Raw genomic sequence first — 23360 nt, 5'->3', positions numbered from 1 at the left:
GACGCGTGTGAGTTCACTTACAGGCCCGCGGCATACTTCATAAGGAACTGATATGGGCATCTTTAGCTATAAGGATCTGGACGAAAAGGCGTCGAAAGCGCTATTTTCCGACGCCTTGGCCATCTCTACCTACGCTTACCACAATATCGATAACGGCTTCGATGAAGGCTATCACCAGACCGGTTTCGGGCTGGGTCTGCCGCTGACGCTGGTCACTGCGCTCATCGGCAGCACCCAATCGCAGGGCGGCCTGCCCGGCATTCCCTGGAATCCCGATTCCGAACAGGCCGCGCAGCAGGCGGTGAATAACGCCGGCTGGTCGGTGATCAGCGCCGCGCAGCTGGGTTACGCCGGCAAAACCGATGCGCGCGGCACCTACTACGGCGAGACCGCCGGTTACACCACCGCTCAGGCCGAGGTGCTGGGCAAATATGACAGCGAAGGCAATCTCACCGCCATTGGCATCTCATTTCGCGGCACCAGCGGCCCGCGCGAGTCGTTGATCGGCGATACCATCGGCGATGTGATTAACGATCTGCTGGCCGGCTTCGGGCCGAAAGGCTACGCCGACGGCTACACGCTGAAGGCCTTCGGCCAGCTGCTGGGCGACGTGGCGAAGTTCGCGCAGGCGCACGGGCTGAGCGGAGAAGACGTGGTGGTCAGCGGCCACAGCCTCGGCGGGCTGGCGGTCAACAGCATGGCGGCGCAGAGCGACGCCAACTGGGGCGGCTTCTACGCGCAGTCCAACTATGTCGCCTTCGCCTCGCCGACCCAGTACGAAGCCGGCGGCAAGGTGATCAACATCGGCTACGAGAACGATCCGGTGTTCCGCGCGCTCGACGGCACCACGCTGACCGGGGCGTCGTTAGGCGTACACGATGCGCCCCATGCCTCCGCCACCAACAATATCGTCAACTTCAACGACCACTACGCGTCGGACGCCTGGAACCTGCTGCCGTTTTCCATTCTCAACATTCCGACCTGGCTGTCGCACCTGCCGTTCTTCTATCAGGACGGCCTGATGCGGGTGCTGAACTCCGAGTTTTATTCGCTGACCGACAAAGACTCGACCATCATCGTCTCCAACCTGTCGAACGTGACGCGCGGCAATACCTGGGTGGAAGACCTGAACCGCAACGCGGAAACGCACAGCGGGCCGACGTTTATCATCGGCAGCGACGGCAATGATCTGATCAAGGGCGGCAAAGGCAACGACTATCTCGAGGGGCGCGACGGCGACGATATCTTCCGCGATGCAGGCGGCTATAACCTGATCGCCGGCGGCAAAGGCCACAATATCTTCGATACCCAACAGGCGTTGAAAAACACCGAGGTCGCCTACGACGGCAACACGCTTTACCTGCGCGACGCCAAAGGCGGCATTACGCTGGCGGACGACATCAGCACCCTGCGCAGCAAAGAAACCTCGTGGCTTATCTTCAACAAACAGGTGGACCATCAGGTGACCGCCGCCGGATTGAAATCGGACTCTGGCCTCAAAGCCTATGCCGCCGCCACCGCCGGCGGCGACGGCGATGACGTCCTGCAGGCTCGCAGCCACGACGCCTGGCTGTTTGGCAACGCCGGCAACGACACCCTTAACGGCCATGCCGGCGGCAACCTGACCTTCGTCGGCGGCAGCGGCGATGACATCCTGAAGGGCGTCGGCAACGGCAATACCTTCCTGTTCAGCGGTGACTTTGGCCGCGATCAGCTGTATGGCTTCAACGCCACCGATAAGCTGGTGTTTGTCGGCACCGAAGGCGCCAGCGGGAATATCCGCGACTACGCCACGCAGCAAAACGACGATCTGGTGCTGGCCTTCGGCCACAGCCAGGTCACGCTGATCGGCGTCTCGCTCGATCACTTCAACACCGATCAGGTGGTGTTGGCCTAAAGATCGACGTAAAAAAGCCGGGTGCTTTCGCCGCCCGGCTTTGCTCTTTTTTACTCCGCCTTAAGGCACGTCATACCCCAGCGCCGCCTTGCGAATGCGGAACCACTGCTGGCGGTTCAGCACCAGTTTCTGCGCCTTCAGCGCCGAACGCACCCGCTCAATCTTGCCGGAACCGATAATCGGCAGCGGCGACGACGGCAGGCGCATCACCCAGGCGTACACCACCTGCTCGATGGTCTCGGCGCCGATTTCTTGCGCCACCCGCTGCAGCTCGTCGCGCAGCGGCTGGAACTCGGCGTCGTTGAACAGGCGCCCGCCGCCCAGGCAGGACCAGGCCATCGGCTTGATGCGCAGTTGCTGGCACTGGTCGAGCGTGCCGTCGAGAATAGCCGGTTGGTGAATCGGCGAGATCTCCACCTGATTGGTCGCCAGCGAGAACGGCAGGCGCGACTGCAGCAGCTGGAACTGCGCGGGCGTAAAGTTGGAGACGCCGAAATGGCGCACCTTGCCGCTTTTGTGCAGCGCAACAAAGGCTTCGGCCACGTCGTCGGCGTCCATCAACGGATCCGGCCGGTGGATCAGCAGCAGATCGAGGTAGTCGGTATGCAGATGGCGCAGCGACTGTTCCGCGCTCTGTACGATATGGTCGCGGTCGGTGATGTAGTGGCCGATCGGGTTGCCGGGCTTGGCGGTGGTGGCGATGCCGCATTTGCTCACCAGCTCCAGCGACTGGCGCAGCGCCGGCTTCAGGCGCAGCGCGTCGCCGAACGCCTGTTCGCAGGCATAGCCGCCATAGATATCGGCGTGATCGGCGGTGGTGACGCCCAGTTCGACATGCTGTTCGATGAACGTCAGCAGCTGCTGCGGCGACATGCCCCACTCCATCAACCGCCAGTAACCGCAAATCATGCGGGAAAATTCAGGCCCCTGCGGCGCGAGACGAATACGTTCTACCATTGCGAAAACCTCATGACATTAGTTGTCAGTCAGCATACACAAGCCGGTGAGGCACAGGGAAGGGGTAAGCCACACGAACGTGCGGCAGATCAGGAAAGGTTAAAACAGCGACGGCTGCTCCGGCAGCGGCTCGTCGGGCGCTTTATTGGCGCGCTGCAGGCGCAGGAAGCGTTGACGACACAGGCGCAGCACCTCGCGCTTTTGCGCGTCGCTCATGTTCATCCAGCCAAAACGCTCCTCGCGGCTGCGCAGGCAGCCACGGCAGAATCCGCGATCGTCGGCCTGGCAAATGCCGCGACACGGGCTGGGAATGTCGAAAAACTCAAGCTGCTGCGCCACGGGGCTCCTCCTGCGTTCTCTTGCTAATTGAAGACGCCATCGCCGCCGCTGGCAAGTCCCTTTTCGCCATTGCGGCGAAAATAGTCGCGCAAATAGCGCAGCGCCTGGCGGCTTTTCTCCGGCACGTTGCGCTCGAGCGTCAGCGCGTGCAGCCGCAGCGGCGCCGGCCGCCACTCAGGCAACAGCAGCAACAGCTCGCCGCGCTGAAGCTCGTCGCCAATTTCATACAGCGGCTGAACGGAAATGCCCAGCCCGGCGCGGGTAAAGGCGCGCATCACGTTCATGCTCTCGCTGACGATCTGCCCTTCCGCCAGCCGCAGCTTAACCTGCTGGCCGGACTGGTGCAGCAAGTCCAGATGGGCCCCGCTGTAGCCGCTGGAGATCCAGCGGTGCTGCACCAAATCCTGCGGCTTTTCCGGCACCCCATGCTGGCTGAGATAACGCGGCGCGGCGCACAGCACCATCGGCCACGCCGTCAGCGGATGCGCGATCATATTGGCGTCCGCCAGTTGACGGTTGGCCCGCAGCGCGATGTCGACCCGCTGCTCTATCATATCGACGATGCGATCGTCCGCCAGCACCCGCAGCGTCAGCTTGGGGTGCGCCTGCAACAGCGGCGCCAGCGCCTCCGCAAGCGATCGGCCGCCGATGCCGACCGGGGTGGCGATGCGCAGCTCGCCCACCAGCGTATCCCGCAATTCCGCCAGCCGCTGCTCCGCCTGCTGCGCCTGTTGCAGCATCGCCTCGCAGCCGGGGTAAAACGCCGCCCCGGCCTCGGTCAGCGCCAGACGGCGGGTGGAGCGATGCAGCAACGGCACCCCAAGCGCCTTCTCCAGCGAGCGCATGTGCTGGCTGACCGCCGACGGCGTCATGCCCAGCCGCCGCGCCGCGCCGGCCAGCGATCCCTCCGCCACCACGGTGGCGAATACCGCCATTCGATTGAGTTTATCCACGATTATGAAGTTTTACTTAATCAAGAAAGCATGAATATGGCACTAATCACGGCTATTGTTAAGGACTAGAGTAAACACCACGCAGCAGGCACATCGGCCTGCGTCACGATACTGAACCTATCCCCGAAGGAGCATGCAGATGAAAGTAGCCATTATTGGAGCAACCGGTTTTGTTGGCCGCCGCGTGGTGGATGAAGCGCTGGCTCGCGGTATTCAGGTGACGGCAATCGCCCGCCAGAAAAAAGATTTGCCGGAGCACGCCAACCTGACCGTCGCGCTGGGCGACGTTGCCGATACCGCCTGGCTGGCGGGGCAATTGCGCGGTCAGGATGCGGCGATCAGCGCCTACAACCCCGGCTGGGGCGAAGACAACCTGTATGAAAAAACCCTTCGCGGCGCCCAACAGATCCTCACCGCGGTCGAACAGGCCGGCGTCAAGCGCCTGCTGGTGGTCGGCGGCGCCGGCAGCCTGGAAGTGGCGCCCGGCGTTGAACTGGTGGATACGCCGCAGTTCCCGGAAAATATCCGCCCCGGCGCGCAGGCGGTGCGCGATCTGCGCAACAAACTGCGCAATGAATCGGCGCTCGACTGGACCTATCTCTCGCCGGCCGCCCTGCTGGAGCCGGGCAAACGCACCGGCCAGTTCCGCCTCGGCACCACGCAACTGCTGATGAACGGCGAAGCGCCGGCCAGCATTTCGGTAGAAGACCTGGCGGTCGCTATCGTTGATGAAATTGAAAAGCCTCAGTTTATTCGCGCGCAATTCACCGCCGCCTACTAAACCGCCCCACCGCCAGGCCGCCCGGCCTGGCGTTTTCCGCGCAGGCTCCGCCGCCAATATTCTGAGTTTCTAAGGTTTCCTTAAGTTTCATCCGGTAGATTTCAAAGCATTATCTACTTTCAGGATCCCAATTCGGCAATGTGGTTACGTCAACGCTTACGGTGCAACAGCCTCGGTTTTACCCTCGCCACCGCCCTGTTCTTCACTCTGTTTCAAAACGCGTTATTCCTGCATCGCGCCTGGTCGTATATCACCTTCGATAGCGTCCACAGCGTGATTTTCGCTGCCAGCATGCCGGTGGTGATCTTCTGTGCGCTGAATATCATCTTCAGCGTGTTGACCGTGCCCTACCTGCGCAAGCCGCTGATCATCTTTTTCTTGCTCGGCAGCGCCGCAGCCAACTATTTCATGTTCAGCTATGGTGTGGTGATCGACGGCAACATGATGCAAAACGCCTTCGAAACCAACCCTCAGGAGGCGACGGCGCTGCTGACGCCGCGCATGGGATTGTGGCTGGCGCTGCTCGGCATTCTGCCGGCGGTAGCGGTCTGCTTCACCCAGATTCGCCAGACTCGCCCCTGGTGGTACATGGTTGGACTGCGCGCCGCCAACGTCATGCTGTCGCTGGCGGTGATCCTGATCGTCGCCGCGCTGTTCTACAAAGACTATGCTTCGCTGATCCGCAACAATAAAAGCGTGGTGAAGATGTTGACCCCTTCCAACTTCGTCGCCGGCACCATCAAGTTTACCGAACAGCGTTACTTCACCCGCAATCTGCCGCTGGTCAAGATCGGCGAGGACGCGCGCAAAGGGCCGCTGATCGCCGGGCAGGCCAAGAAAACGCTGGTGATCCTGGTGGTGGGCGAAACCGCCCGCGCCGAAAACTTCTCTCTCGGGGGCTATCAACGCGAAACCAACCCGCGCCTGAAGCAGGACAACGTGGTCTACTTCAAGAACGCCAGCTCTTGCGGCACCGAAACGGCGATCTCCGTGCCCTGCATGTTCTCCAACATGCCGCGCAGAGAGTACGACGCGACTCAGGCAACGCATCAGGAAGGCATGCTCGACGTGCTGGCGCATGCCGGCGTCAGCGTGCTGTGGCGCGATAACGACGGCGGCTGCAAAGGCGCCTGCGACCGGGTGCCGCACATCGACATGACCAAGCTGAAACTGCCGCAGGACTGCGACGGCGAGGTTTGCATGGACAACGCGCTGCTGTACAAGCTGAAGGACTATATCAATAGCCTGAAAGACGACGGCGTGATCGTGCTGCACCAGATGGGCAGCCACGGCCCGGCTTACTACCGCCGCAGCACGCCAGAATTCCAGACATTTTCGCCGACCTGCAACAGCAATCAGATCCAGGACTGCAGCCATGAACAGCTGGTGAACACCTACGACAACTCCATCCTGTATACCGACGCGATGCTCGATGCCACCATCAAGCTGCTGCGGCAGTATGACGGGCGGTTCAATACCGCGCTGGTCTATTTGTCCGATCACGGCGAATCGCTGGGGGAAAACGGCATGTATCTGCACGGCACGCCCTATGTCTTCGCGCCGAGCCAGCAGACGCACGTGCCTTTCCTGATGTGGATGTCGGCCGACTATCAGCGCAATTTCGGCATCGATCGCCAGTGCCTGAACGCGCTGGCGGAAAAGGGCGACGTTTCGCAGGACAACCTGTTCCACACCCTATTGGGCATGCTGAACGTACAGACCCGCGAATATCAATCCCAGCTGGATATCCTGCAGCGTTGCCGCAACGCGGCGTAAGCGCTTAACTTCCTCGTGCCGCTGGGGCACAATAGTTTGCAGACAACCGGCGTTTTGTGCGCCGGTTTTTTTATTCCCATTGACCTAGACCAATCGGTCTATTATGCTCGGCACCATGATGACCAAATCAACGCATTGCAACGTGGATACACGTGAACATCTGCTCGCCACCGGCGAAACCCTCAGCCTGCGCCTGGGCTTTACCGGCATGGGGCTGAGCGAACTGCTGGCCACTGCGGGCGTGCCGAAAGGCTCGTTCTACCACTATTTTCGCTCGAAGGAAGCCTTCGGCGAAGCGATGCTGCAACGCTATTTCGCCCATTATGACGCACAAATGCAGGCGCTGTTTGCCGACAGGCGCGGCGATGCCCGCCACCAGCTGCTCGGCTATTACGCTCAGGCCATCAGCTACCACTGCCGCAGCGAATGCCACAACGCCTGCCTGGCGGTGAAGCTTTCCGCCGAGGTGAGCGATCTGTCGGAACCGATGCGTCATGCGCTGGAAACGGGCACCGCTCGCGTGATCGGCCACCTGCAGGAGGCCATCGAGCGCGGTATCGCCGAGGGCTCGCTGTCGGTGGCCATGAGCCCCGCGGCGACCGCAGAAACGCTGTATTCACTGTGGCTCGGTGCCTCGCTGCGCGCCAAGATCCGCCACTCGCTGGCGCCGTTAACGAGCGCGCTGGAAAGCATCGAGTTGCTGCTGCGCCCGCCGCAAGCGTAACGGTAACAATTTCTTTTTATTGAAAATGCAGTTCGTGGTTTTTTATCGCCCATTACTAGACGACCGGTCTATTAAATACAGGATGCACTATGAAGACTGAAAAATTGCTCTCTCCGCTGAAGGTTGGCGCCATCACCCTGCCCAACCGCGTGTTTATGGCTCCGCTGACGCGTTTGCGCAGCATCGAGCCGGGCGACATTCCTACGCCGCTGATGGCGGAATATTATGCACAGCGCGCCAGCGCCGGCCTGATCGTGACCGAAGCGACCCAGGTTTCCTTCCAGGCGAAAGGCTACGCCGGCGCGCCGGGGTTGCATACGCCGGAGCAGATCGCCGCATGGAAAAACATCACGCAGGCAGTGCATGATAAAAACGGCCATATCGCCGTACAGCTGTGGCACGTAGGCCGCATCTCCCACGCCAGCCTGCAGCCGGGCGGGCAAGCACCGGTCGCCCCTTCCGCAATCAACGCCGAAACTCGCACCACCGTGCGTGATGAAACCGGCGCCTGGGTGCGCGTACCGACCTCCACGCCGCGTGCGCTCGAAACCAGCGAGATCCCGGGCATCGTCAACGATTTCCGCCAGGCGACCGCCAACGCGCGGGAAGCCGGCTTCGACTTCATCGAACTGCATGCGGCGCACGGCTATTTGCTGCATCAATTCATGTCACCGGCTTCCAACCAACGTACCGATCAATACGGCGGCAGCATCGAGAATCGCACTCGCCTGACGCTGGAAGTGGTCGACGCCACCATCGCCGAATGGGGTTCCGAACACATCGGCATCCGCATCTCGCCGCTGGGGCCGTTCAACGGGCTGGACAACGGTGAAGATCAGGAAGAAGCGGCGCTGTATCTGGTGGAAGAGCTGAATAAGCGCAACATCGCTTACCTGCACATCTCCGAACCGGACTGGGCCGGCGGCAAACCGTATTCCGACGCCTTCCGCGACTCGGTGCGCGCCCACTTTAACGGGGTGATCGTCGGCGCCGGCGCCTACACCGCCGAGAAAGCCGAAGCGTTGATCGAAAAAGGCTTCATCGACGCGGTGGCCTTCGGCCGCAGCTACATCGCCAACCCGGATCTGGTAGAGCGTTTCCGTCAGCACGCTCCGCTGAACGAACCTAAGCCGGAAACCTTCTACGGCGGCGGCGCCGAAGGCTATACCGACTATCCGTTTCTGGCGAAGTAACCCTTCCTGACCCCAACGGCCACGCAATCGCATGGCCGTTTTTTTGTGCGCCGCGCGCAAAAAGGCCCGCACGAGGCGGGCCGGTGTTCCCTGGTGTTGTTCTCTATTGCCGTTCAATTTTTACACGATTGCCGCTGGAATAGATAATTGATTGTGCAGATCAATTACTCTGTATCGATCGGTACGCTCGATCAATATTTAGACACCGTTGACGGAAAACTAATACGTGACATCGTCACTCACTCGTCACGTTGAATTCCCTTGCGGGACAAGGCTATACTCGCTTGTGCTTCAATCCACCCGCCGTCTGCCACGGCACAGCCAATTCAGAGGAATTATGCGCTTACTCCATACCATGATCCGCGTCGGTGACCTGCAACGCGCCATCGACTTCTACACCAAGGTATTAGGCATGCGCCTGCTGCGCACCAGCGAAAACCCCGAGTACAAATACTCGCTGGCTTTCGTCGGCTATACGGAAGAGAGCGAAGGCGCAGTTATCGAACTGACCTATAACTGGGGCACCGACAGCTACGACATGGGCACCGCCTTCGGCCACCTGGCGCTGGGCGTGGACGACGTTGCCGCCACCTGCGACAGCATCCGCCGCGCAGGCGGCAAGGTCACCCGCGAAGCCGGCCCGGTGAAAGGCGGCACCACGGTCATCGCCTTCGTCGAGGATCCGGACGGCTACAAAATCGAGCTGATCGAAAACAAACACGCCGGTCAGGGCCTCGGCCACTAAGCCTCCCCTTCAGGGCGCGCTGCGCCCTGCTGATTCTCCGCGCGATAGCGCCTGCAACCGGGCGCAAAATTTGCCATAATGCGCGCTGCATTCGATGAAGATAAGAAACTGATGGCCGAAAAAAGTGATCTTAACGCCCTGAGTGGTCGTTTTCGTGGGTTTTATCCCGTAGTAATAGATGTTGAAACCGCCGGCTTTAACGCCAATACCGATGCGTTGCTGGAGATCGCCGCCGTCACGCTGAAAATGGATGAAGATGGCTGGCTGCAGCGGGACGAGACCCTGCACTTCCACGTGGAGCCTTTCGAGGGCGCCAACCTGCAGCCGGAAGCGCTGGCGTTTAACGGCATCGATCCGCACAACCCGCTGCGCGGCGCGGTCAGCGAATATGACGCGCTGCACGCCATTTTCAAAGCGGTGCGCAAAGGGCTCAAGGATCGCGGTTGCAACCGGGCCATTATCGTGGCGCACAACGCCAACTTCGATCACAGCTTCCTGATGGCCGCGGCCGAACGCGCCGGCCTGAAGCGCAACCCGTTCCATCCGTTCGCTACCTTCGACACCGCCGCGCTGAGCGGCCTGGTGCTGGGCCAAACGGTGTTGGCGAAGGCCTGTATCGCGGCCGGTATGCCGTTCGACAGCAGCCAGGCGCACTCTGCGCTGTACGACACCGAGCAAACCGCCCTGCTGTTTTGCGAGCTGGTTAACCGCTGGAAACGTCTCGGCGGTTGGCCGCTGCCCGCCGGCGATCTCGCCGAATAAGCCCAACGAAAAAGGCGGCCCAGTTTGCACTGGCGCCGCCCGTTACGCGATAACCGCAAGCCCGTCGATTAAGACTGCTGGTCTTCCTGCGCTTTATACTTTTCTGCCGTTTCTTTGATCAGCTGCTGCAGTTCGCCGCGCTGATACATTTCGATAATGATATCGCAACCGCCGACCAGCTCACCGTCTACCCACAGCTGCGGGAACGTCGGCCAGTTGGCGTATTTTGGCAGCTCGGCGCGGATGTCCGGGTTCTGCAGAATGTCCACGTAAGCGAAACGCTCGCCGCAGGCGGACAGCGCTTGCACAGCCTGTGCGGAGAAGCCGCAGCTCGGCAGCTTTGGCGAACCTTTCATGTACAGCAGAATCGGGTTTTCAGCGATCTGGTGCTGAATTTTTTCAAGTGTCGTCGTCATTTATTGCTTCCTCAAGCCACATTTCATGGCTACAACATGCATCACGCGGGCTATTGTAGCGGCTGGAACAGTCGCAAGAAAACGCCATCTTTTGCAAGGATATTCACCCGCCGCCGATCGCGTTTCACCGGCCACGTCATTCCGGTCAAAACATACGTTGAGAATAACATTTTTAATCCGACCATTTCACTAATATATTGCGCGGCGCTGACGGCGCGGATTAATTATATCCATAGCCCCCTGCCGGCGCTTTTTCATACACCAACGGGCTGATTTTGAACCAAAAAAAATGTCATTAACGTTTTCTCACAATATGGATTATTATTTATGAGTTCTTCGCTGTTTTATATGGCGAAATTCGGGAATACTGTAACTCTTTCGATATCCGTTTCGGGGCCAAGGTTGGTGACGTCGACATGCGTTTAATTCTTACGCTCTTTGCGCTGCTGTTTACGCAGCTCTTCTTCAATTTGGCGCACGCTGCGCCACAGGCGCGTGTTGCCGCCGAGCAGCGTAAAAGCCATGCTAATGAAGCGCGGCCCGATGACCGCAGAAAAAAGAAAGCGGACAAAACCGCTAAAAAAGCCAAAGTGACGGCCCCCGCGAAAAAAACCAAGACCGCCAAGGCGAAAAGCGAGAAAAGCGCGAAAAAGATCGCCAGCGCCAAACCCAAGGCCAAAGCGCAGAAAACCGCCAAGATTAAAGTCACCCCGCCGAAAAAGGGCTACAAAAAAGGCTACGGCCGCCACCGCGAAGCCGGTATGGCCACCGCCAAGCTGGCGCGTGATGAAAAACCGTTGAAACTCAGCCCGGCGCACAAAAAACGCTATCAGCATGCCAAGCAGACCGCGATGGCCAAGCTGATGGGCCAGATGGGCAAACCTTACCGCTGGGGCGGCAGCTCGCCGCGCACCGGTTTCGACTGCAGCGGCCTTATCTATTACGCCTATAAAGACGTGGTAAAAATCAAGATGCCGCGCACCGCCAACGAGATGTACCACCTGCGCGACGCGGCGCCGATCAAGAAAAGCGAACTGGAAAGTGGCGATCTGGTGTTCTTCCGCATCAACAACCGCGGCGTGGCGGATCATGTCGGCGTTTATCTCGGCAACGGCAAATTCATCCAGTCGCCGCGCACCGGCGAAGAGATCCGCATCAGCCAGCTCGACAACGACTATTGGCAAAACCACTACATCGGCGCGCGCCGCGTAGTAACGCCGAAAACCATTCGTTAATTCCCTGCTCTGCGCGGTTGCGGCACCGGTCGCAACCGCCTGCTCAAGCTATCGCCCCTCACACCGCCTCACGCGCATTTCTCGCTTTTCTTCCTGTTTTTTATGATGAAAATTGTTAAGATTGAAAGACCACAATAAAAAACGGCCCATTCGGCTCCCGCTCCGGCGGAAAAAGGAAAAAGAGTGGCGCTGTAAAGGAGGAAGCAATGTCGTTTGAATTACCTGCATTACCGTATGAGAAAAACGCGCTCGAGCCGCACATCTCCGCCGAGACCCTGGAATACCACTACGGCAAACACCACAACACCTACGTGGTTAACCTGAACAACCTGGTGAAAGGCAGCGAGTTCGAGGGCAAATCGCTCGAAGAGATCATCAAGACCTCAAACGGCGGCGTCTTCAACAACGCCGCGCAGGTGTGGAACCACACCTTCTACTGGCACTGCCTGTCCCCACAGGGCGGCGGTGAACCGCAGGGCGAACTGGCGGCGGCGATCGTCAAATCCTTCGGCTCTTTCGCTGCGTTCAAAGAGCAGTTTACCGATGCCGCAGTGAAAAACTTCGGTGCCGGTTGGACCTGGCTGGTGAAAAAACCGGACGGCGCGCTGGCGATCGTCAACACCTCCAACGCGGCCACCCCGCTGACCGGTGAAGACAAACCGCTGCTGACCGTTGACGTGTGGGAACACGCGTATTACATCGATTACCGCAATGCGCGTCCAAAATACCTGGAAAACTTCTGGGCGTTGGTCAACTGGACCTTCGCAGCGGAAAACCTGGCGTAAGCGCAGGTTCTGAGGTGATGAGGCGCAGCCAGGCTGCGCCTTTTTTATAACCGGGGGTAAATCAGTTCAACGCGGCAACGAAGCTGAAAGCGATAATGACCGCCAACGCGCAGACGGTGGTGAACAGCGACATCTTCAATTCGGTATCCATGACAACTCCTTTAAAATGGGCTTTCCTAAGGATAAAAGGCGTACAATTAGTACGTCAAATCATTTTCCCACAGTTCGCCGATAAAATCTTGTTATCATTTCCCGGTTTATAATCTCGATTACCTCTTCCACTTTTGTTCAATATGCGACAAAATTCGCAGTTCACAACTGCGTACCGGCATCCATGCCCCTCCTGATTAAGCGCTGAAGACTTCAACACACTAAAAACTCAGTTTTCGCTTCTCTGGAGAAGGATCTACGTAGGCAAACGATTAACATCACACTTACATGCTGTAAACATGTGAGTTCAGGAGTCATTCCTTACATGGCAACGATTAAAGATGTGGCCAAACGCGCGGGCGTTTCCACCACCACCGTTTCGCACGTCATCAATAAGACTCGTTTCGTCGCCGAAGAGACCAAAGCGGCCGTGTGGGCCGCCATCAAAGAGCTGCACTACTCGCCGAGCGCCGTGGCGCGCAGCCTGAAAGTCAATCACACCAAGTCGATCGGCCTGCTGGCCACCTCGAGCGAAGCGCCCTACTTTGCCGAAGTGATCGAGGCGGTGGAAAACAGCTGCTACAGCAAAGGCTACACCCTGATCCTGTGCAACTCGCACAACAATCTGGACAAGCAGCGCGCCTACCTGGCGATGCTGGCGCAAAAGCGCGTCGACGGCCTGTTGGTCATGTGCTCCGAGTACCCGGATCAGCTGCTGGGCATGCTGGAAGATTACCGCAACATCCCGATGGTGGTGATGGACTGGGGCGCCGCGCGCGGCGACTTCACCGACACCATCATCGATAACGCGTTCGAAGGCGGCTATCTGGCCGGCCGTTACCTGATCGAGCGCGGCCACCGCGATATCGGCGCCATTCCGGGCCAGCTGTCGCGCAACACTGGCGGCGGCCGTCATCAGGGCTTTATGAAGGCGCTGCAGGAAGCGCATATCGACATTCGCGAAGAGTGGATCGTCCAGGGTGACTTCGAACCGGAGTCCGGCTACAAGGCGATGCACCAAATCCTGTCGCAAAAACAGCGGCCGACCGCGGTATTCTGCGGCGGCGATATCATGGCGATGGGCGCCATCTGCGCGGCCGACGAGCTGGGGCTGCGGGTGCCACAGGATATTTCCGTGATCGGCTACGACAACGTGCGCAACGCCCGCTACTTCACCCCGGCGCTGACCACCATTCACCAGCCGAAAGAGCGTCTGGGCGAAATGGCCTTCACCATGCTGCTGGATCGCATTATCAGCAAACGCGAAGAGTCGCAGGTGATCGAAGTGCATCCGAAGCTGATCGAACGCCGCTCGGTCGCCGACGGCCCATTCATCGACTACCGCCGCTAATCCCCCGCGCCGGAAGCCTGCGCGGCTTCCGGTTCCACCTCGCTCAGCCACTCCTGATTCAGCGTCTCCCCATCGCCCAGATACGCCAGCAGCCAGCTCATCGCCGGTGACGGTTTATCCTGCTGCCAGGTCAGGCAGCAAGGGCTGGCGGGAAACGGCTGCTGCAGCTGCAACGCCGTCAGCTCACCGCGCTGCACCCGCGGCAGCGCCCGATGCGCCGGCATCATGCCGACGCACAGCCCGGCGCACAAACAGTCGAGCGCCGAAGTCCAATCCGGCACCACCAGCCGCCGCTGGTTATCCAGCGTCCAGGTGACGCGCTTGGGCAGATTGCGCGAGGTGTCCTCCAGGCAAAGCGAAGGGTACGGCCGCAGCTGATCGTCATTCAGCGGCCCCGTCAACTGCGCGAGAGGATGTTGCGGGCTGGCCACACACAGCCAGTTCATATAACCCATGTCGCGGAAGGCGAAGCCGCCGCCGACCGGCACCGCGCGCGTGGCGCCGATCGCCATGTCCGCCCTGCCGTCCACCAAGGCATCCCACACGCCGTTGAACACCTCGGGTTGCAGCATCAATTCGACGTCGGGGAAATGACGGTAGAAATCCAGCACCAGCTGGCGGCTGCGCTGCGGTTTGACGATGATGTCGACCGCAATATTCAGCTGGCCGCGCCACCCGTTGGCCACCTGCTGACAGTGGCGGCGGGTGTCGAGCATTTTTTTGATAACAACTCGCGCATCTTTGATAAACAGCGCGCCGGCGGGCGTCAACTCCACATCGCGATGACGCCGCTCAAACAGCGGCACCGCCAGCCATTGCTCCAGCTGCCGTACGGTATAACTGACCGCCGACGGCACCCGGTGCAGCTCCTGCGCCGCCGCGCTGAAACTGCCGGTGCGCGCCACCGCATCGACCACTTCAAGAGAATATTCAGACCACATCGCCTTGCCTTCAATTTTTTTAACAGCACTTTGCAAATATTACCGTTTCACAAGCAGAGATCCAGCCGGATACACTGGCCGGCGCTAAAAACCTGCGACATTAAAATATTAACGAGAAATACCATGCGAAATTCCTTTGGCTTTATGTTCTACCTCGCCGGCCTGAGCATGCTGGGTTATCTGGCGACCGATATGTACCTGCCCGCCTTCGGCGCCATGCGGGAAGAACTGCAAATTTCCGCCGGCGCGGTGAGCGCCAGCCTGAGCATCTTCCTGGCCGGCTTCGCCTTTGCGCAGCTGCTATGGGGGCCGCTCTCCGACCGTCTGGGCCGCAAACCGGTATTATTGATCGGGCTGACGCTGTTCGCCCTCGGCTGCCTGGGCATGCTGTGGGTGGAAAACGCCGTGCAGCTCTGGATCCTGCGCTTTATTCAGGCCGTCGGCGTCTGCGCCGCCGCCGCCATCTGGCAAGCGCTGGTGGTTGACCGTTACCGCGAAGGCCAGGCCAACCGCGTGTTCGCCACCATTATGCCGCTGGTAGCGCTGTCGCCGGCGCTGGCGCCGCTGCTCGGCGCCTGGTTGCTGAACCACGCCAGCTGGCGCGCGATCTTCGCCGCACTGTTGGCCATCACCGCGCTGCTGCTGCTGCCGACGCTGCTGCTCAAAGAGCGCGCCAAAACGCAACCCAGCGCCGATGCGCCAAAAAACGGCGTCAGCTTTTGGCAACTGTTGAGATCCCCGGTGTTCAGCGGCAACGTCGCCATGTACGCCGCCTGCTCGGCCGGCTTCTTCGCCTGGCTGACCGGCTCGCCGTTCATCCTCGGTGACATGGGCTACAGCCCGAGCGATATCGGCCTGAGCTACGTGCCGCAAACGCTGGCCTTCCTGCTGGGTGGCTACGGCTGCCGCGCCGCGCTCAAGCGCATCAACGGCAAAACCCTGCTGCCGTGGCTGCTGGTAGCTTATGGTGTCAGCATGGTGGCGCTGTATCTGGTGGCCACCCTGACCGATCCGACGCTCACCACGCTGCTGATCCCATTCTGCGTGATGGCGCTGGTCAACGGCGCCGGCTACCCGATCATGGTGGCGAATGCGCTGATGCCGTTCCCGGAAAGCAGCGGCAAGGCCGCCGCGCTGCAAAATACGCTGCAGCTGGGGCTGTGCTTTGTGGCGAGCATGCTGGTGTCGGCGTTTATTGCCCAGCCGCTGTTGGCGACGGTGACGGTGATGGTGTCTACGGTAATCCTGGCCGCGCTGGGGTATTTCCTGCAGCGGGGAAAAGCGGCCGATGCGCAGCAAAAGCCGCAGCGGGAACATGCTAACTCAGCGTCATAATTGCCAAGTTTAATAATCACTTAAAGAATATGCGTGCCGAGTGCGATTTACAGTTGAGTCAACGCCTCGGCACGCCTATACTCAAAAACAACCTTGTAAAGTAACACCTTATAATCTCTATATCTCAATTAGCGCTTGTGTACGCGCTTTGCGTCACACTCTTTTTTTTAAGGATGCGTTTATCCCGCGCCGTTCGCGCTGGGTCGCTTCTTTAAATTTCCTCTGTTCATAGTCGGATATCAGACGCCGCGGGCCTATTTTCCGCCGGTAAACGTATGCACCCGCAGAAATTGTCTAAGCTGTTTCCTAACGGGTCATCAGTCAGAAGAAGGTGATGGAGAAGCTATGAGTTCATCGTGTATAGAAGATCTGAGCATCCAGGACAATCAGTGGTACCGTATCGCGCACGAAATGCTCGGCCTGGCCGGCATTGAAATCAACGGTTCGCGCCCCTTCGATATTCAGGTTAAAAACCCCGATTTCTTTAAACGCGTCTTGCAGCAAGGTTCGCTGGGCCTGGGCGAAAGCTATATGGACGGCTGGTGGGAATGCGAGCGGCTGGATATGTTCTTCCAGCGCGTGGTCAGCGCCGGGCTGGAGAAGAAACTCCCCCACCACCTGAAAGATACCCTGCGTATCGCCGCCGCGCGCCTGACCAATCTGCAATCGAAAAAGCGCGCCTGGATCGTCGGCAAAGAACATTACGATCTCGGCAACGATCTGTTTACCCTGATGCTCGATCCTTACATGCAATATTCCTGCGGCTACTGGAAAGACGCCACCACGCTGGAGGAGGCACAGGAAGCCAAGCTGCGGATGATCTGCGAGAAACTGCAGCTGCAACCGGGCATGCGCTTGCTGGACATCGGCTGCGGCTGGGGCGGCCTCTCCGCCTATGCGGCGAAAAATTACGGCGTATCGGTGGTCGGCGTGACCATCTCCGCAGAACAGCAGAAGCTGGCTCAGGCGCGCTGCGCCGGGCTGGATGTGCAGATCCTGCTGCAGGATTACCGCGATCTGCATCAGCAGTTCGATCGCATCGTCTCGGTCGGCATGTTCGAGCACGTCGGGCCGAAAAACTACCGCACCTATTTCAATGTGGTAGAACGCAATCTGGCGCCGCACGGCCTGTTCCTGCTGCACACCATCGGCTCCAACAAAACCGACATGAACGTCGATCCGTGGATCAACAAGTACATTTTCCCGAACGGCTGCCTGCCTTCAGTGAGCCATATCGCCGAAGCCAGCGAGGGCCATTTCGTGATGGAAGACTGGCACAACATCGGCGCCGACTACGACCGCACGCTGATGGCCTGGTTCGAGCGCTTCAAACAGGCGTGGCCGCAGCTTGCACCGCGCTATTCCGAACGCTTCGAGCGGATGTTCAGCTATTACCTGAACGCCTGCGCCGGCGCGTTCCGGGCGCGCGATCTGCAGCTGTGGCAGGTGGTGTTCAGCCCCAAAGGCGTTGAAGGCGGCATCCGCGTCGCCCGCTAAGCGTTTGCCCGACAAAAAAGGCCCCGGCAGCAATATCGCCGGGGCCTTTTTTTGCTCGTTCGACGCGTACGGCTTAGCCGCAGTAGACGCGGATGATTTTATCGTCGCTGTCGCCAAGGAAGTTCAGGCGGCGCAGGTTGAAATCCATGGTGACGGCAGAGTTGTACGGAATGGCGCGCACCTTGGCGTCGATCCGCACGCCTTCCAGCGAGGTCATCGGTTTGCCGACGAAGTTTTGATACTGCGAAGCGCCGCAGGTATCGTCCGCATCGGCCATTTGCGCGCCCGCGCCCTGCTCAGGCGAACTGCTGCAGGCGCTCAGCGCCAGCAACGCGGTTAACAACAACGTTTTCCCATAAAACTTCACGCGTTTCTCCTCTCTGCTTATGATTCGATTCCGGCGGCAACGCCCGAATCGCTGTCAGTCTTTGTGCGCCGGCGCCGGCGCCATCGCCGCCGCCAGCGCCGCTTCCCGATTGGCCAGCACGCGCTCGACGGTGTCCACCACCGCCTGCGTTTGCGGATCGATCTCGATGTTCACCTTGTCACCCAAGCGTTTCTTACCCAGCGTGGTGCGATCCAGCGTTTCCGGGATCAGGTGCACGCAGAAACGGTTATTCACCACTTCGCCGATGGTCAGGCTAATGCCGTCGATGCCGATGAAGCCTTTGTGCAGCACATATTTCATCAATTCGGCATTCGGCATGCGCAGCCATACCTGCCGGTTATTTTCCGAGGTATAAATCTTGGCCACTTCCGCCGTGCAGATAATATGGCCGGACATCAAATGGCCGCCAATTTCGTCATTGAACTTCGCCGCGCGCTCGATATTGACGATGTCGCCCAGCGCCAGATCGCCGAGGTTGGTCAGGCGCAGCGTTTCCTTAATCAAATCGAAGCTGACGCGGTTGCCTTCCACCGCGGTGACGGTCAGGCAGCAGCCGTTATGGGCCACCGACGCGCCCAGCTCCAGCCCCGGCAGCAGCTCGGCAGGCATTTCGATCACGTGGGTGCGGAAATTGGGTTTCTCATCAATGGCGACCAGCGGCGCGGTGCCTTGTACGATACCGGTGAACATATGTGCCTCTTTTACTAAATAGGTTAAAACGCTATCGGCAGTTTGCCCCAGTTGGCGCTGAAAACCAAATCCGCGACGGCAAAAAACGAATGGCTGCGCATTTAATAACTATTTATCTGCGGCGTTTGCTTAACGACGCCGAGCAGGTACAATCTTTTTGACAAAATTCCGCTATTTTAATTGTTGTCCTCTCGCGGCAGCCCTCCCTCCCACATATATAAATAGAAAAGGTGTATGCGTGCAGAAGTACTTAATTGAAGCGCGTAGTTTATTGGCTCTCGCTATCCCGGTCATCATCGCGCAAATATCGCAAACCGCCATGGGCGTGGTGGATACCATCATGGCCGGCGCTTACAGCGCCACCGACATGGCGGCGGTTGCGGTCGGCACTTCAATCTGGCTGCCGGCCATCCTGTTCGGCCACGGCCTGCTGCTGGCGCTGACCCCGGTTATCGCCCAGCTCAACGGCGCCGGGCGTCGCGATCGCATCGCTCACCAGGTGCGCCAGGGCTTTTGGCTGGCTTCCGGCGTGTCCGTGCTGCTGATCGTCGTGCTGTATAACTGCAAGTTCGTCATCGACATGATGCACAACATCGATCCGCAACTGGCGGATAAAGCCGTCGGTTATCTGCACGCCATCATGTGGGGGGCGCCGGGTTACCTGTTCTTCCAGGTGATGCGCAACCAGTGCGAGGGGCTGTCCAAAACCAAGCCCGGCATGGTGATCGGCTTCCTCGGCCTGCTGGTGAATATCCCGATCAACTACATCTTCATCTACGGCAAATTCGGCATGCCGGAGCTGGGCGGCGTCGGCTGCGGCGTCGCCACCGGCAGCGTCTACTGGATCATGTTCCTGATGATGCGCGGCTACGTGAAGCGCGCGCCGTCGCAGCGCGACATCAAACGCCAAACCGGCGATCTCGGCGGCCCGGACTGGGCGGCGCTGAAGCGCCTGATCGGCATCGGCATGCCGGTAGCGCTGGCGCTGTTCTTCGAAGTCACGCTGTTCGCCGTGGTGGCGCTGCTGGTGTCGCCACTGGGGATCGTCGCGGTCGCCGGCCACCAGATCGCGCTTAACTTCAGCGCGCTGATGTTCGTACTGCCGCTGTCGCTGGGCGTCGGCGCCACCATCCGCGTCGGTTATCGTCTGGGGGAAGGCTCGGTCGAAGGTGCGCGCGTCGCCGCTTACTCCGCCATCGGCGTCGGCATCACCATGGCCGTCTGCACCGCGCTGTTTACCGCCGCCTTCCGCGAACCGATCGCCCTGCTGTACAACGACAGCCCGGCGGTGGTGGCGATGGCCTCGCAGCTGATGCTGCTGGCGGCGCTGTACCAGATCTCGGATTCTGTCCAGGTGATCGGCAGCGGCGTGCTGCGTGGTTATAAAGATACCCGCGCGATCTTCTTCATCACCTTCATTGCTTATTGGGTGTTGGGCCTGCCGAGCGGCTATCTGCTGGCGTTAACCGACGCGGTGGTGCCGGCGATGGGGCCGAGCGGTTTCTGGATCGGCTTTATCATCGGCCTGACCTTCGCCGCCATCATGATGGCGCTGCGCATGCGCTGGCTGCAGAAACAGCCGACCACCGTCATCCTGCAGCGATCCACGCGCTGAATCCGCTCCCGGCCGGTTTCATCCCCGGCCGGGCTGCGGTTTGCGGAAAAAAACGCCGGACTGCGCACAACCTCAGCAATCGCGTGAAATACCAAATAAAATTGCGCTTTTCCCCTTGCCAGCACGCGGGTAGCTCGTTAATATTCGTCCCCGCTGTCAGCCATGACAGACAGGAAAAGATGCGTCCGTAGCTCAGTTGGTTAGAGCACCACCTTGACATGGTGGGGGTCGGTGGTTCGAGTCCACTCGGACGCACCAAATTCCTGAAGCAGTACAGTGCGTCCGTAGCTCAGTTGGTTAGAGCACCACCTTGACATGGTGGGGGTCGGTGGTTCGAGTCCACTCGGACGCACCAAATTTCAGAAGCAGCGCAGTGCGTCCGTAGCTCAGTTGGTTAGAGCACCACCTTGACATGGTGGGGGTCGGTGGTTCGAGTCCACTCGGACGCACCATATTGCTGATTCACCTCCCCCTGTCGCGTTATACTTCCCGTTATTTCGTCTCTGCCCGACCGCCTGCTCGTTATGTCGATCGCGCCGTGCTACCGTCATCAGGAACGCCACATGACCACTTTTACCGCCAAAACCGCTTTTTTACCGCTCGACAATGGCCTTGCCCGCCGTGAAGGCGTGATGAGCGACGGTTCGCCGGCGGCGGAAGTGCGTTTCGAAGCCGGCGCCTTCGGCCAGTTGCAAAAGCCCCCGCACGCGCTGCAAACCCGAGTGATATCCGGTGAATTCGAGTTCACTCTCGGCGGCGATACGCGAGTGGTACGGGCCGGCGAGAGCCTGATATTGCCGGCCAACGTCGCCAGCGGCTGCTTCTGCCTGAGCGCCGGCGTGCTGCTGGAAATCCCCTAACGCGGTAAGCCATATTTACAGAAAGGTTATTTGCGCAACAAGCGGCCCACAACGCGTTGCATTTGCGCCACATTTGGCCCCGTTTTGCTATATCCGCCGCACCGCCGCGGTTTTTTATTTTGTTTCCCGCCGCTTAGCCTTTATAATGCGCAACGTCTATCAGTTGAATGGTTTCAGCCCTTGATCTGCGAAAACGCAATAACAACACGATGTGATCTTACCCCGTTGCGCAGCATCCCCGCGCCCCCGCGCGGGCTGAATTTTTCCGCCCCACTTCAACTGTCGTCACCTATCCTTAACTATGTTTTTCACCACCAGGCACGGCCCAAATTCCCTACCGGCGTAAACCGCGCCGGTCAAATTCGTTTTTTTATCCATCACAACTTGTAGAAAACTCCGCCATGAAAAAGACCAAAATTGTTTGTACCATCGGTCCAAAAACCGAATCGGAAGAAATGCTGACCAACCTGCTCAATGCGGGCATGAACGTGATGCGTCTCAACTTCTCTCACGGCGACTATGAAGAGCACGGCAACCGCATCAAGAACATGCGCGCCGTGATGGCGAAAACCGGCATCAACGCCGGCATCCTGCTGGATACCAAAGGCCCGGAAATTCGCACCATGAAACTGGAAGGCGGCAAAGACGCCTCGCTGGTCGCCGGCCAAACCTTCACTTTCACCACCGACCAGAGCGTGATCGGCAACAGCGAACGCGTGGCGGTCACCTACGCCGGCTTCGCTGCCGACCTGAAGATCGGCAATACCGTGCTGGTTGACGACGGCCTGATCGGCATGGAAGTCACCAACGTGACCGAGAACGAAGTCGTTTGTAAAGTGCTGAACAACGGCGACCTGGGCGAGAACAAGGGCGTCAACCTGCCGGGCGTATCCATCCAGCTGCCTGCGCTGGCCGAAAAAGACAAACGCGACCTGATCTTCGGCTGCGAGCAAGGCGTCGACTTCGTGGCGGCGTCCTTCATCCGCAAACGCTCAGACGTGCTGGAGATCCGCGAACACCTGAAAGCCCACGGCGGCGAGCAAATCCAGATCATCTCCAAGATCGAAAACCAGGAAGGCCTGAACAACTTCGACGAAATCCTCGAAGCGTCCGACGGCATCATGGTTGCCCGTGGCGACTTGGGCGTGGAGATCCCGGTCGAAGAAGTGATCTTCGCCCAGAAGATGATGATCGAGAAATGCAACCGCGCGCGTAAAGTGGTGATCACCGCCACTCAGATGCTCGATTCCATGATCAAGAACCCGCGCCCTACCCGCGCGGAAGCCGGCGACGTTGCCAACGCCATCCTGGACGGCACCGATGCCGTCATGCTGTCCGGCGAGAGCGCCAAGGGCAAATACCCGCTGGAAGCGGTCAACATCATGGCGACCATCTGCGAGCGTACCGATCGCGTGATGCCAAGCCGCATCGACGCCCTGAACGATCGCCGCAAGCTGCGCATCACCGAAGCGGTGTGCCGGGGTGCGGTTGAAACCGCCGAGAAACTGGACGCGCCGCTGATCGTGGTCGCCACCAGCGGCGGCAAGTCAGCGAAATCCGTGCGTAAATACTTCCCGAACGCGGTGATCCTGGCGCTGACCACCAATGAAACCACCGCGCACCAGCTGGTGCTGAGCAAGGGCGTCATCCCGCAGATGGTCAAGGAAATCGCCTCTACCGACGACTTCTACCGCATCGGTAAAGAAGCCGCCCTGGCCAGCGGCCTGGCACAGAAAGGCGACGTCGTGGTGATGGTTTCCGGCGCGCTGGTGCCGAGCGGCACCACCAACACTGCCTCGGTACACGTGCTGTAATATAAAACGTGACATAATTGCCTTGATCAAAACGCCGCTTTGCGGCGTTTTTTTTATCGGCAGTAAACTATTTTTCTCAAAACGCAACCGCGATCCGCTCATTATTTAGCTAATAAAGAATCGGAGTAGTCCCATGGAAGCCGGCTGTTTTCCCTC

The 23360-nt window shown here is 59.4% G+C and carries 23 protein-coding genes and 3 tRNA genes; 18 read left to right on the top strand and 8 right to left on the bottom strand.

Annotated elements, in window-relative coordinates; genetic code table 11:
- Positions 1–52: 52 nt before the first annotated feature.
- Positions 53–1897: a polyurethane esterase gene (locus tag ACK3CV_RS11730; RefSeq protein ID WP_033638384.1), complete on the top strand. Its 1845-nt coding sequence runs from the start codon at positions 53–55 to the stop codon at positions 1895–1897.
- Positions 1898–1957: 60 nt separating this feature from the next.
- Here ACK3CV_RS11730 and ACK3CV_RS11725 read toward each other — a convergent pair whose 3' ends face one another.
- From ACK3CV_RS11725 to ACK3CV_RS11715, 3 genes are all read right to left on the bottom strand, one after another.
- Positions 1958–2854, bottom strand: coding sequence for an aldo/keto reductase (locus ACK3CV_RS11725; RefSeq protein WP_033638383.1), 897 nt, complete (start codon positions 2852–2854; stop codon positions 1958–1960).
- A gap of 99 nt (positions 2855–2953) precedes the next feature.
- Positions 2954–3193, bottom strand: coding sequence for a DUF1289 domain-containing protein (locus ACK3CV_RS11720; protein WP_015377731.1), 240 nt, complete (start codon positions 3191–3193; stop codon positions 2954–2956).
- A gap of 23 nt (positions 3194–3216) precedes the next feature.
- Positions 3217–4146 carry a LysR substrate-binding domain-containing protein gene (locus tag ACK3CV_RS11715; protein ID WP_187325707.1) on the bottom strand — a complete coding sequence of 310 codons (930 nt, stop codon included), beginning with the start codon at positions 4144–4146 and terminating at the stop codon, positions 3217–3219.
- 139 nt (positions 4147–4285) lie between these two features.
- Here ACK3CV_RS11715 and ACK3CV_RS11710 point away from each other — a divergent pair, with 139 nt between their 5' ends.
- The 6 genes from ACK3CV_RS11710 (at position 4286) to rnt (ending at position 10127) form a co-directional block, all read left to right on the top strand.
- The gene (locus ACK3CV_RS11710) at positions 4286–4927 is read left to right on the top strand and encodes an NAD(P)-dependent oxidoreductase (protein ID WP_033648179.1); all 642 of its coding nucleotides are present in this window, start codon (positions 4286–4288) and stop codon (positions 4925–4927) included.
- Positions 4928–5065: 138 nt separating this feature from the next.
- Positions 5066–6703 carry a phosphoethanolamine transferase EptA gene (gene eptA / locus ACK3CV_RS11705; protein ID WP_049196709.1) on the top strand — a complete coding sequence of 546 codons (1638 nt, stop codon included), beginning with the start codon at positions 5066–5068 and terminating at the stop codon, positions 6701–6703.
- Between the two features lie 103 nt (positions 6704–6806).
- Entirely contained in the window at positions 6807–7427 is a 621-nt protein-coding gene (locus ACK3CV_RS11700) for a TetR/AcrR family transcriptional regulator (RefSeq protein WP_033648177.1), read from the top strand.
- A gap of 89 nt (positions 7428–7516) precedes the next feature.
- Positions 7517–8620: an alkene reductase gene (locus ACK3CV_RS11695; RefSeq protein WP_033654776.1), complete on the top strand. Its 1104-nt coding sequence runs from the start codon at positions 7517–7519 to the stop codon at positions 8618–8620.
- Positions 8621–8957: 337 nt separating this feature from the next.
- Positions 8958–9365, top strand: a complete 408-nt coding sequence (gene gloA, locus ACK3CV_RS11690; RefSeq protein ID WP_004931325.1) for a lactoylglutathione lyase — start codon at positions 8958–8960, stop codon at positions 9363–9365.
- A gap of 78 nt (positions 9366–9443) precedes the next feature.
- The gene (gene rnt / locus ACK3CV_RS11685; protein ID WP_016927925.1) at positions 9444–10127 is read left to right on the top strand and encodes a ribonuclease T; all 684 of its coding nucleotides are present in this window, start codon (positions 9444–9446) and stop codon (positions 10125–10127) included.
- Between the two features lie 68 nt (positions 10128–10195).
- Here rnt and ACK3CV_RS11680 read toward each other — a convergent pair whose 3' ends face one another.
- Entirely contained in the window at positions 10196–10543 is a 348-nt protein-coding gene (locus ACK3CV_RS11680; RefSeq protein WP_004931329.1) for a Grx4 family monothiol glutaredoxin, read from the bottom strand.
- Positions 10544–10959: 416 nt separating this feature from the next.
- Between ACK3CV_RS11680 and ACK3CV_RS11675 the strand changes: the two genes are divergently transcribed.
- Positions 10960–11778: a C40 family peptidase gene (locus ACK3CV_RS11675; protein WP_033638376.1), complete on the top strand. Its 819-nt coding sequence runs from the start codon at positions 10960–10962 to the stop codon at positions 11776–11778.
- Positions 11779–11984: 206 nt separating this feature from the next.
- Positions 11985–12563, top strand: coding sequence for a superoxide dismutase [Fe] (sodB, locus tag ACK3CV_RS11670; RefSeq protein ID WP_004931333.1), 579 nt, complete (start codon positions 11985–11987; stop codon positions 12561–12563).
- Positions 12564–12624: 61 nt separating this feature from the next.
- Here sodB and cydH read toward each other — a convergent pair whose 3' ends face one another.
- Entirely contained in the window at positions 12625–12714 is a 90-nt protein-coding gene (cydH, locus tag ACK3CV_RS11665) for a cytochrome bd-I oxidase subunit CydH (RefSeq protein WP_019455989.1), read from the bottom strand.
- A 324-nt stretch (positions 12715–13038) separates the two neighbouring features.
- Between cydH and purR the strand changes: the two genes are divergently transcribed.
- Complete coding sequence (gene purR / locus ACK3CV_RS11660; RefSeq protein ID WP_033638375.1) at positions 13039–14064, top strand: HTH-type transcriptional repressor PurR; 1026 nt, start codon at positions 13039–13041, stop codon at positions 14062–14064.
- On the opposite strand, the gene punR is transcribed toward purR, so the two are convergent.
- Positions 14061–15005: a DNA-binding transcriptional activator PunR gene (punR, locus tag ACK3CV_RS11655; protein ID WP_033648176.1), complete on the bottom strand. Its 945-nt coding sequence runs from the start codon at positions 15003–15005 to the stop codon at positions 14061–14063. The two genes, purR and punR, sit on opposite strands and share 4 nt — an antisense overlap.
- Before the next feature lie 123 nt (positions 15006–15128).
- Between punR and punC the strand changes: the two genes are divergently transcribed.
- Both punC and cfa read left to right on the top strand, forming a co-directional pair.
- Positions 15129–16340 (top strand): purine nucleoside transporter PunC, encoded by a 1212-nt coding sequence (gene punC, locus ACK3CV_RS11650; RefSeq protein WP_033638373.1) that lies wholly within the window; start codon positions 15129–15131, stop codon positions 16338–16340.
- 345 nt (positions 16341–16685) lie between these two features.
- Positions 16686–17837 carry a cyclopropane fatty acyl phospholipid synthase gene (gene cfa / locus ACK3CV_RS11645; protein ID WP_033638372.1) on the top strand — a complete coding sequence of 384 codons (1152 nt, stop codon included), beginning with the start codon at positions 16686–16688 and terminating at the stop codon, positions 17835–17837.
- A 73-nt stretch (positions 17838–17910) separates the two neighbouring features.
- Here the strand turns inward: cfa and ACK3CV_RS11640 are convergent, their stop codons facing one another.
- Both ACK3CV_RS11640 and ACK3CV_RS11635 read right to left on the bottom strand, forming a co-directional pair.
- Entirely contained in the window at positions 17911–18204 is a 294-nt protein-coding gene (locus tag ACK3CV_RS11640) for an I78 family peptidase inhibitor (RefSeq protein ID WP_016927929.1), read from the bottom strand.
- 54 nt (positions 18205–18258) lie between these two features.
- Complete coding sequence (locus ACK3CV_RS11635) at positions 18259–18915, bottom strand: riboflavin synthase subunit alpha (protein ID WP_164141401.1); 657 nt, start codon at positions 18913–18915, stop codon at positions 18259–18261.
- 238 nt (positions 18916–19153) lie between these two features.
- On the opposite strand from ACK3CV_RS11635, the gene ACK3CV_RS11630 reads away from it, so the two are divergent.
- The 6 genes from ACK3CV_RS11630 (at position 19154) to pykF (ending at position 23204) form a co-directional block, all read left to right on the top strand.
- Positions 19154–20530, top strand: coding sequence for an MATE family efflux transporter (locus ACK3CV_RS11630; RefSeq protein ID WP_033638369.1), 1377 nt, complete (start codon positions 19154–19156; stop codon positions 20528–20530).
- 181 nt (positions 20531–20711) lie between these two features.
- A tRNA-Val gene (locus ACK3CV_RS11625) sits at positions 20712–20788 on the top strand.
- Positions 20789–20808: 20 nt separating this feature from the next.
- Positions 20809–20885: transfer RNA gene (locus ACK3CV_RS11620), tRNA-Val, on the top strand.
- A gap of 20 nt (positions 20886–20905) precedes the next feature.
- Positions 20906–20982 (top strand) — tRNA-Val (locus ACK3CV_RS11615).
- Positions 20983–21093: 111 nt separating this feature from the next.
- Complete coding sequence (locus ACK3CV_RS11610) at positions 21094–21390, top strand: cupin domain-containing protein (RefSeq protein WP_164141399.1); 297 nt, start codon at positions 21094–21096, stop codon at positions 21388–21390.
- 401 nt (positions 21391–21791) lie between these two features.
- Positions 21792–23204: a pyruvate kinase PykF gene (gene pykF / locus ACK3CV_RS11605; protein ID WP_033638367.1), complete on the top strand. Its 1413-nt coding sequence runs from the start codon at positions 21792–21794 to the stop codon at positions 23202–23204.
- Positions 23205–23360: the final 156 nt, after the last annotated feature.

The sequence above is a fragment of the Serratia sp. TSO36 genome, assembly GCF_057808395.1.
The sequence above is the reverse complement of the archived record's forward strand: the minus strand, read 5'-3'. Positions and strand labels throughout refer to the sequence as shown.

Coding starts and splice junctions, on each gene's coding strand:
- ACK3CV_RS11710 (WP_033648179.1), top strand. CDS start 4,286: ATGAAAGTAGCCATTATTGGAGCAACCGGTTTTGTTGGCCGCCGCGTG.
- gloA (WP_004931325.1), top strand. CDS start 8,958: ATGCGCTTACTCCATACCATGATCCGCGTCGGTGACCTGCAACGCGCC.
- sodB (WP_004931333.1), top strand. CDS start 11,985: ATGTCGTTTGAATTACCTGCATTACCGTATGAGAAAAACGCGCTCGAG.
- punC (WP_033638373.1), top strand. CDS start 15,129: ATGCGAAATTCCTTTGGCTTTATGTTCTACCTCGCCGGCCTGAGCATG.
- ACK3CV_RS11700 (WP_033648177.1), top strand. CDS start 6,807: ATGCTCGGCACCATGATGACCAAATCAACGCATTGCAACGTGGATACA.
- cfa (WP_033638372.1), top strand. CDS start 16,686: ATGAGTTCATCGTGTATAGAAGATCTGAGCATCCAGGACAATCAGTGG.
- ACK3CV_RS11635 (WP_164141401.1), bottom strand. CDS start 18,915: ATGTTCACCGGTATCGTACAAGGCACCGCGCCGCTGGTCGCCATTGAT.
- cydH (WP_019455989.1), bottom strand. CDS start 12,714: ATGGATACCGAATTGAAGATGTCGCTGTTCACCACCGTCTGCGCGTTG.
- ACK3CV_RS11675 (WP_033638376.1), top strand. CDS start 10,960: ATGCGTTTAATTCTTACGCTCTTTGCGCTGCTGTTTACGCAGCTCTTC.
- ACK3CV_RS11725 (WP_033638383.1), bottom strand. CDS start 2,854: ATGGTAGAACGTATTCGTCTCGCGCCGCAGGGGCCTGAATTTTCCCGC.
- purR (WP_033638375.1), top strand. CDS start 13,039: ATGGCAACGATTAAAGATGTGGCCAAACGCGCGGGCGTTTCCACCACC.
- punR (WP_033648176.1), bottom strand. CDS start 15,005: ATGTGGTCTGAATATTCTCTTGAAGTGGTCGATGCGGTGGCGCGCACC.
- rnt (WP_016927925.1), top strand. CDS start 9,444: ATGCGCGCTGCATTCGATGAAGATAAGAAACTGATGGCCGAAAAAAGT.
- ACK3CV_RS11680 (WP_004931329.1), bottom strand. CDS start 10,543: ATGACGACGACACTTGAAAAAATTCAGCACCAGATCGCTGAAAACCCG.
- ACK3CV_RS11610 (WP_164141399.1), top strand. CDS start 21,094: ATGACCACTTTTACCGCCAAAACCGCTTTTTTACCGCTCGACAATGGC.
- pykF (WP_033638367.1), top strand. CDS start 21,792: ATGAAAAAGACCAAAATTGTTTGTACCATCGGTCCAAAAACCGAATCG.
- ACK3CV_RS11730 (WP_033638384.1), top strand. CDS start 53: ATGGGCATCTTTAGCTATAAGGATCTGGACGAAAAGGCGTCGAAAGCG.
- ACK3CV_RS11695 (WP_033654776.1), top strand. CDS start 7,517: ATGAAGACTGAAAAATTGCTCTCTCCGCTGAAGGTTGGCGCCATCACC.
- eptA (WP_049196709.1), top strand. CDS start 5,066: ATGTGGTTACGTCAACGCTTACGGTGCAACAGCCTCGGTTTTACCCTC.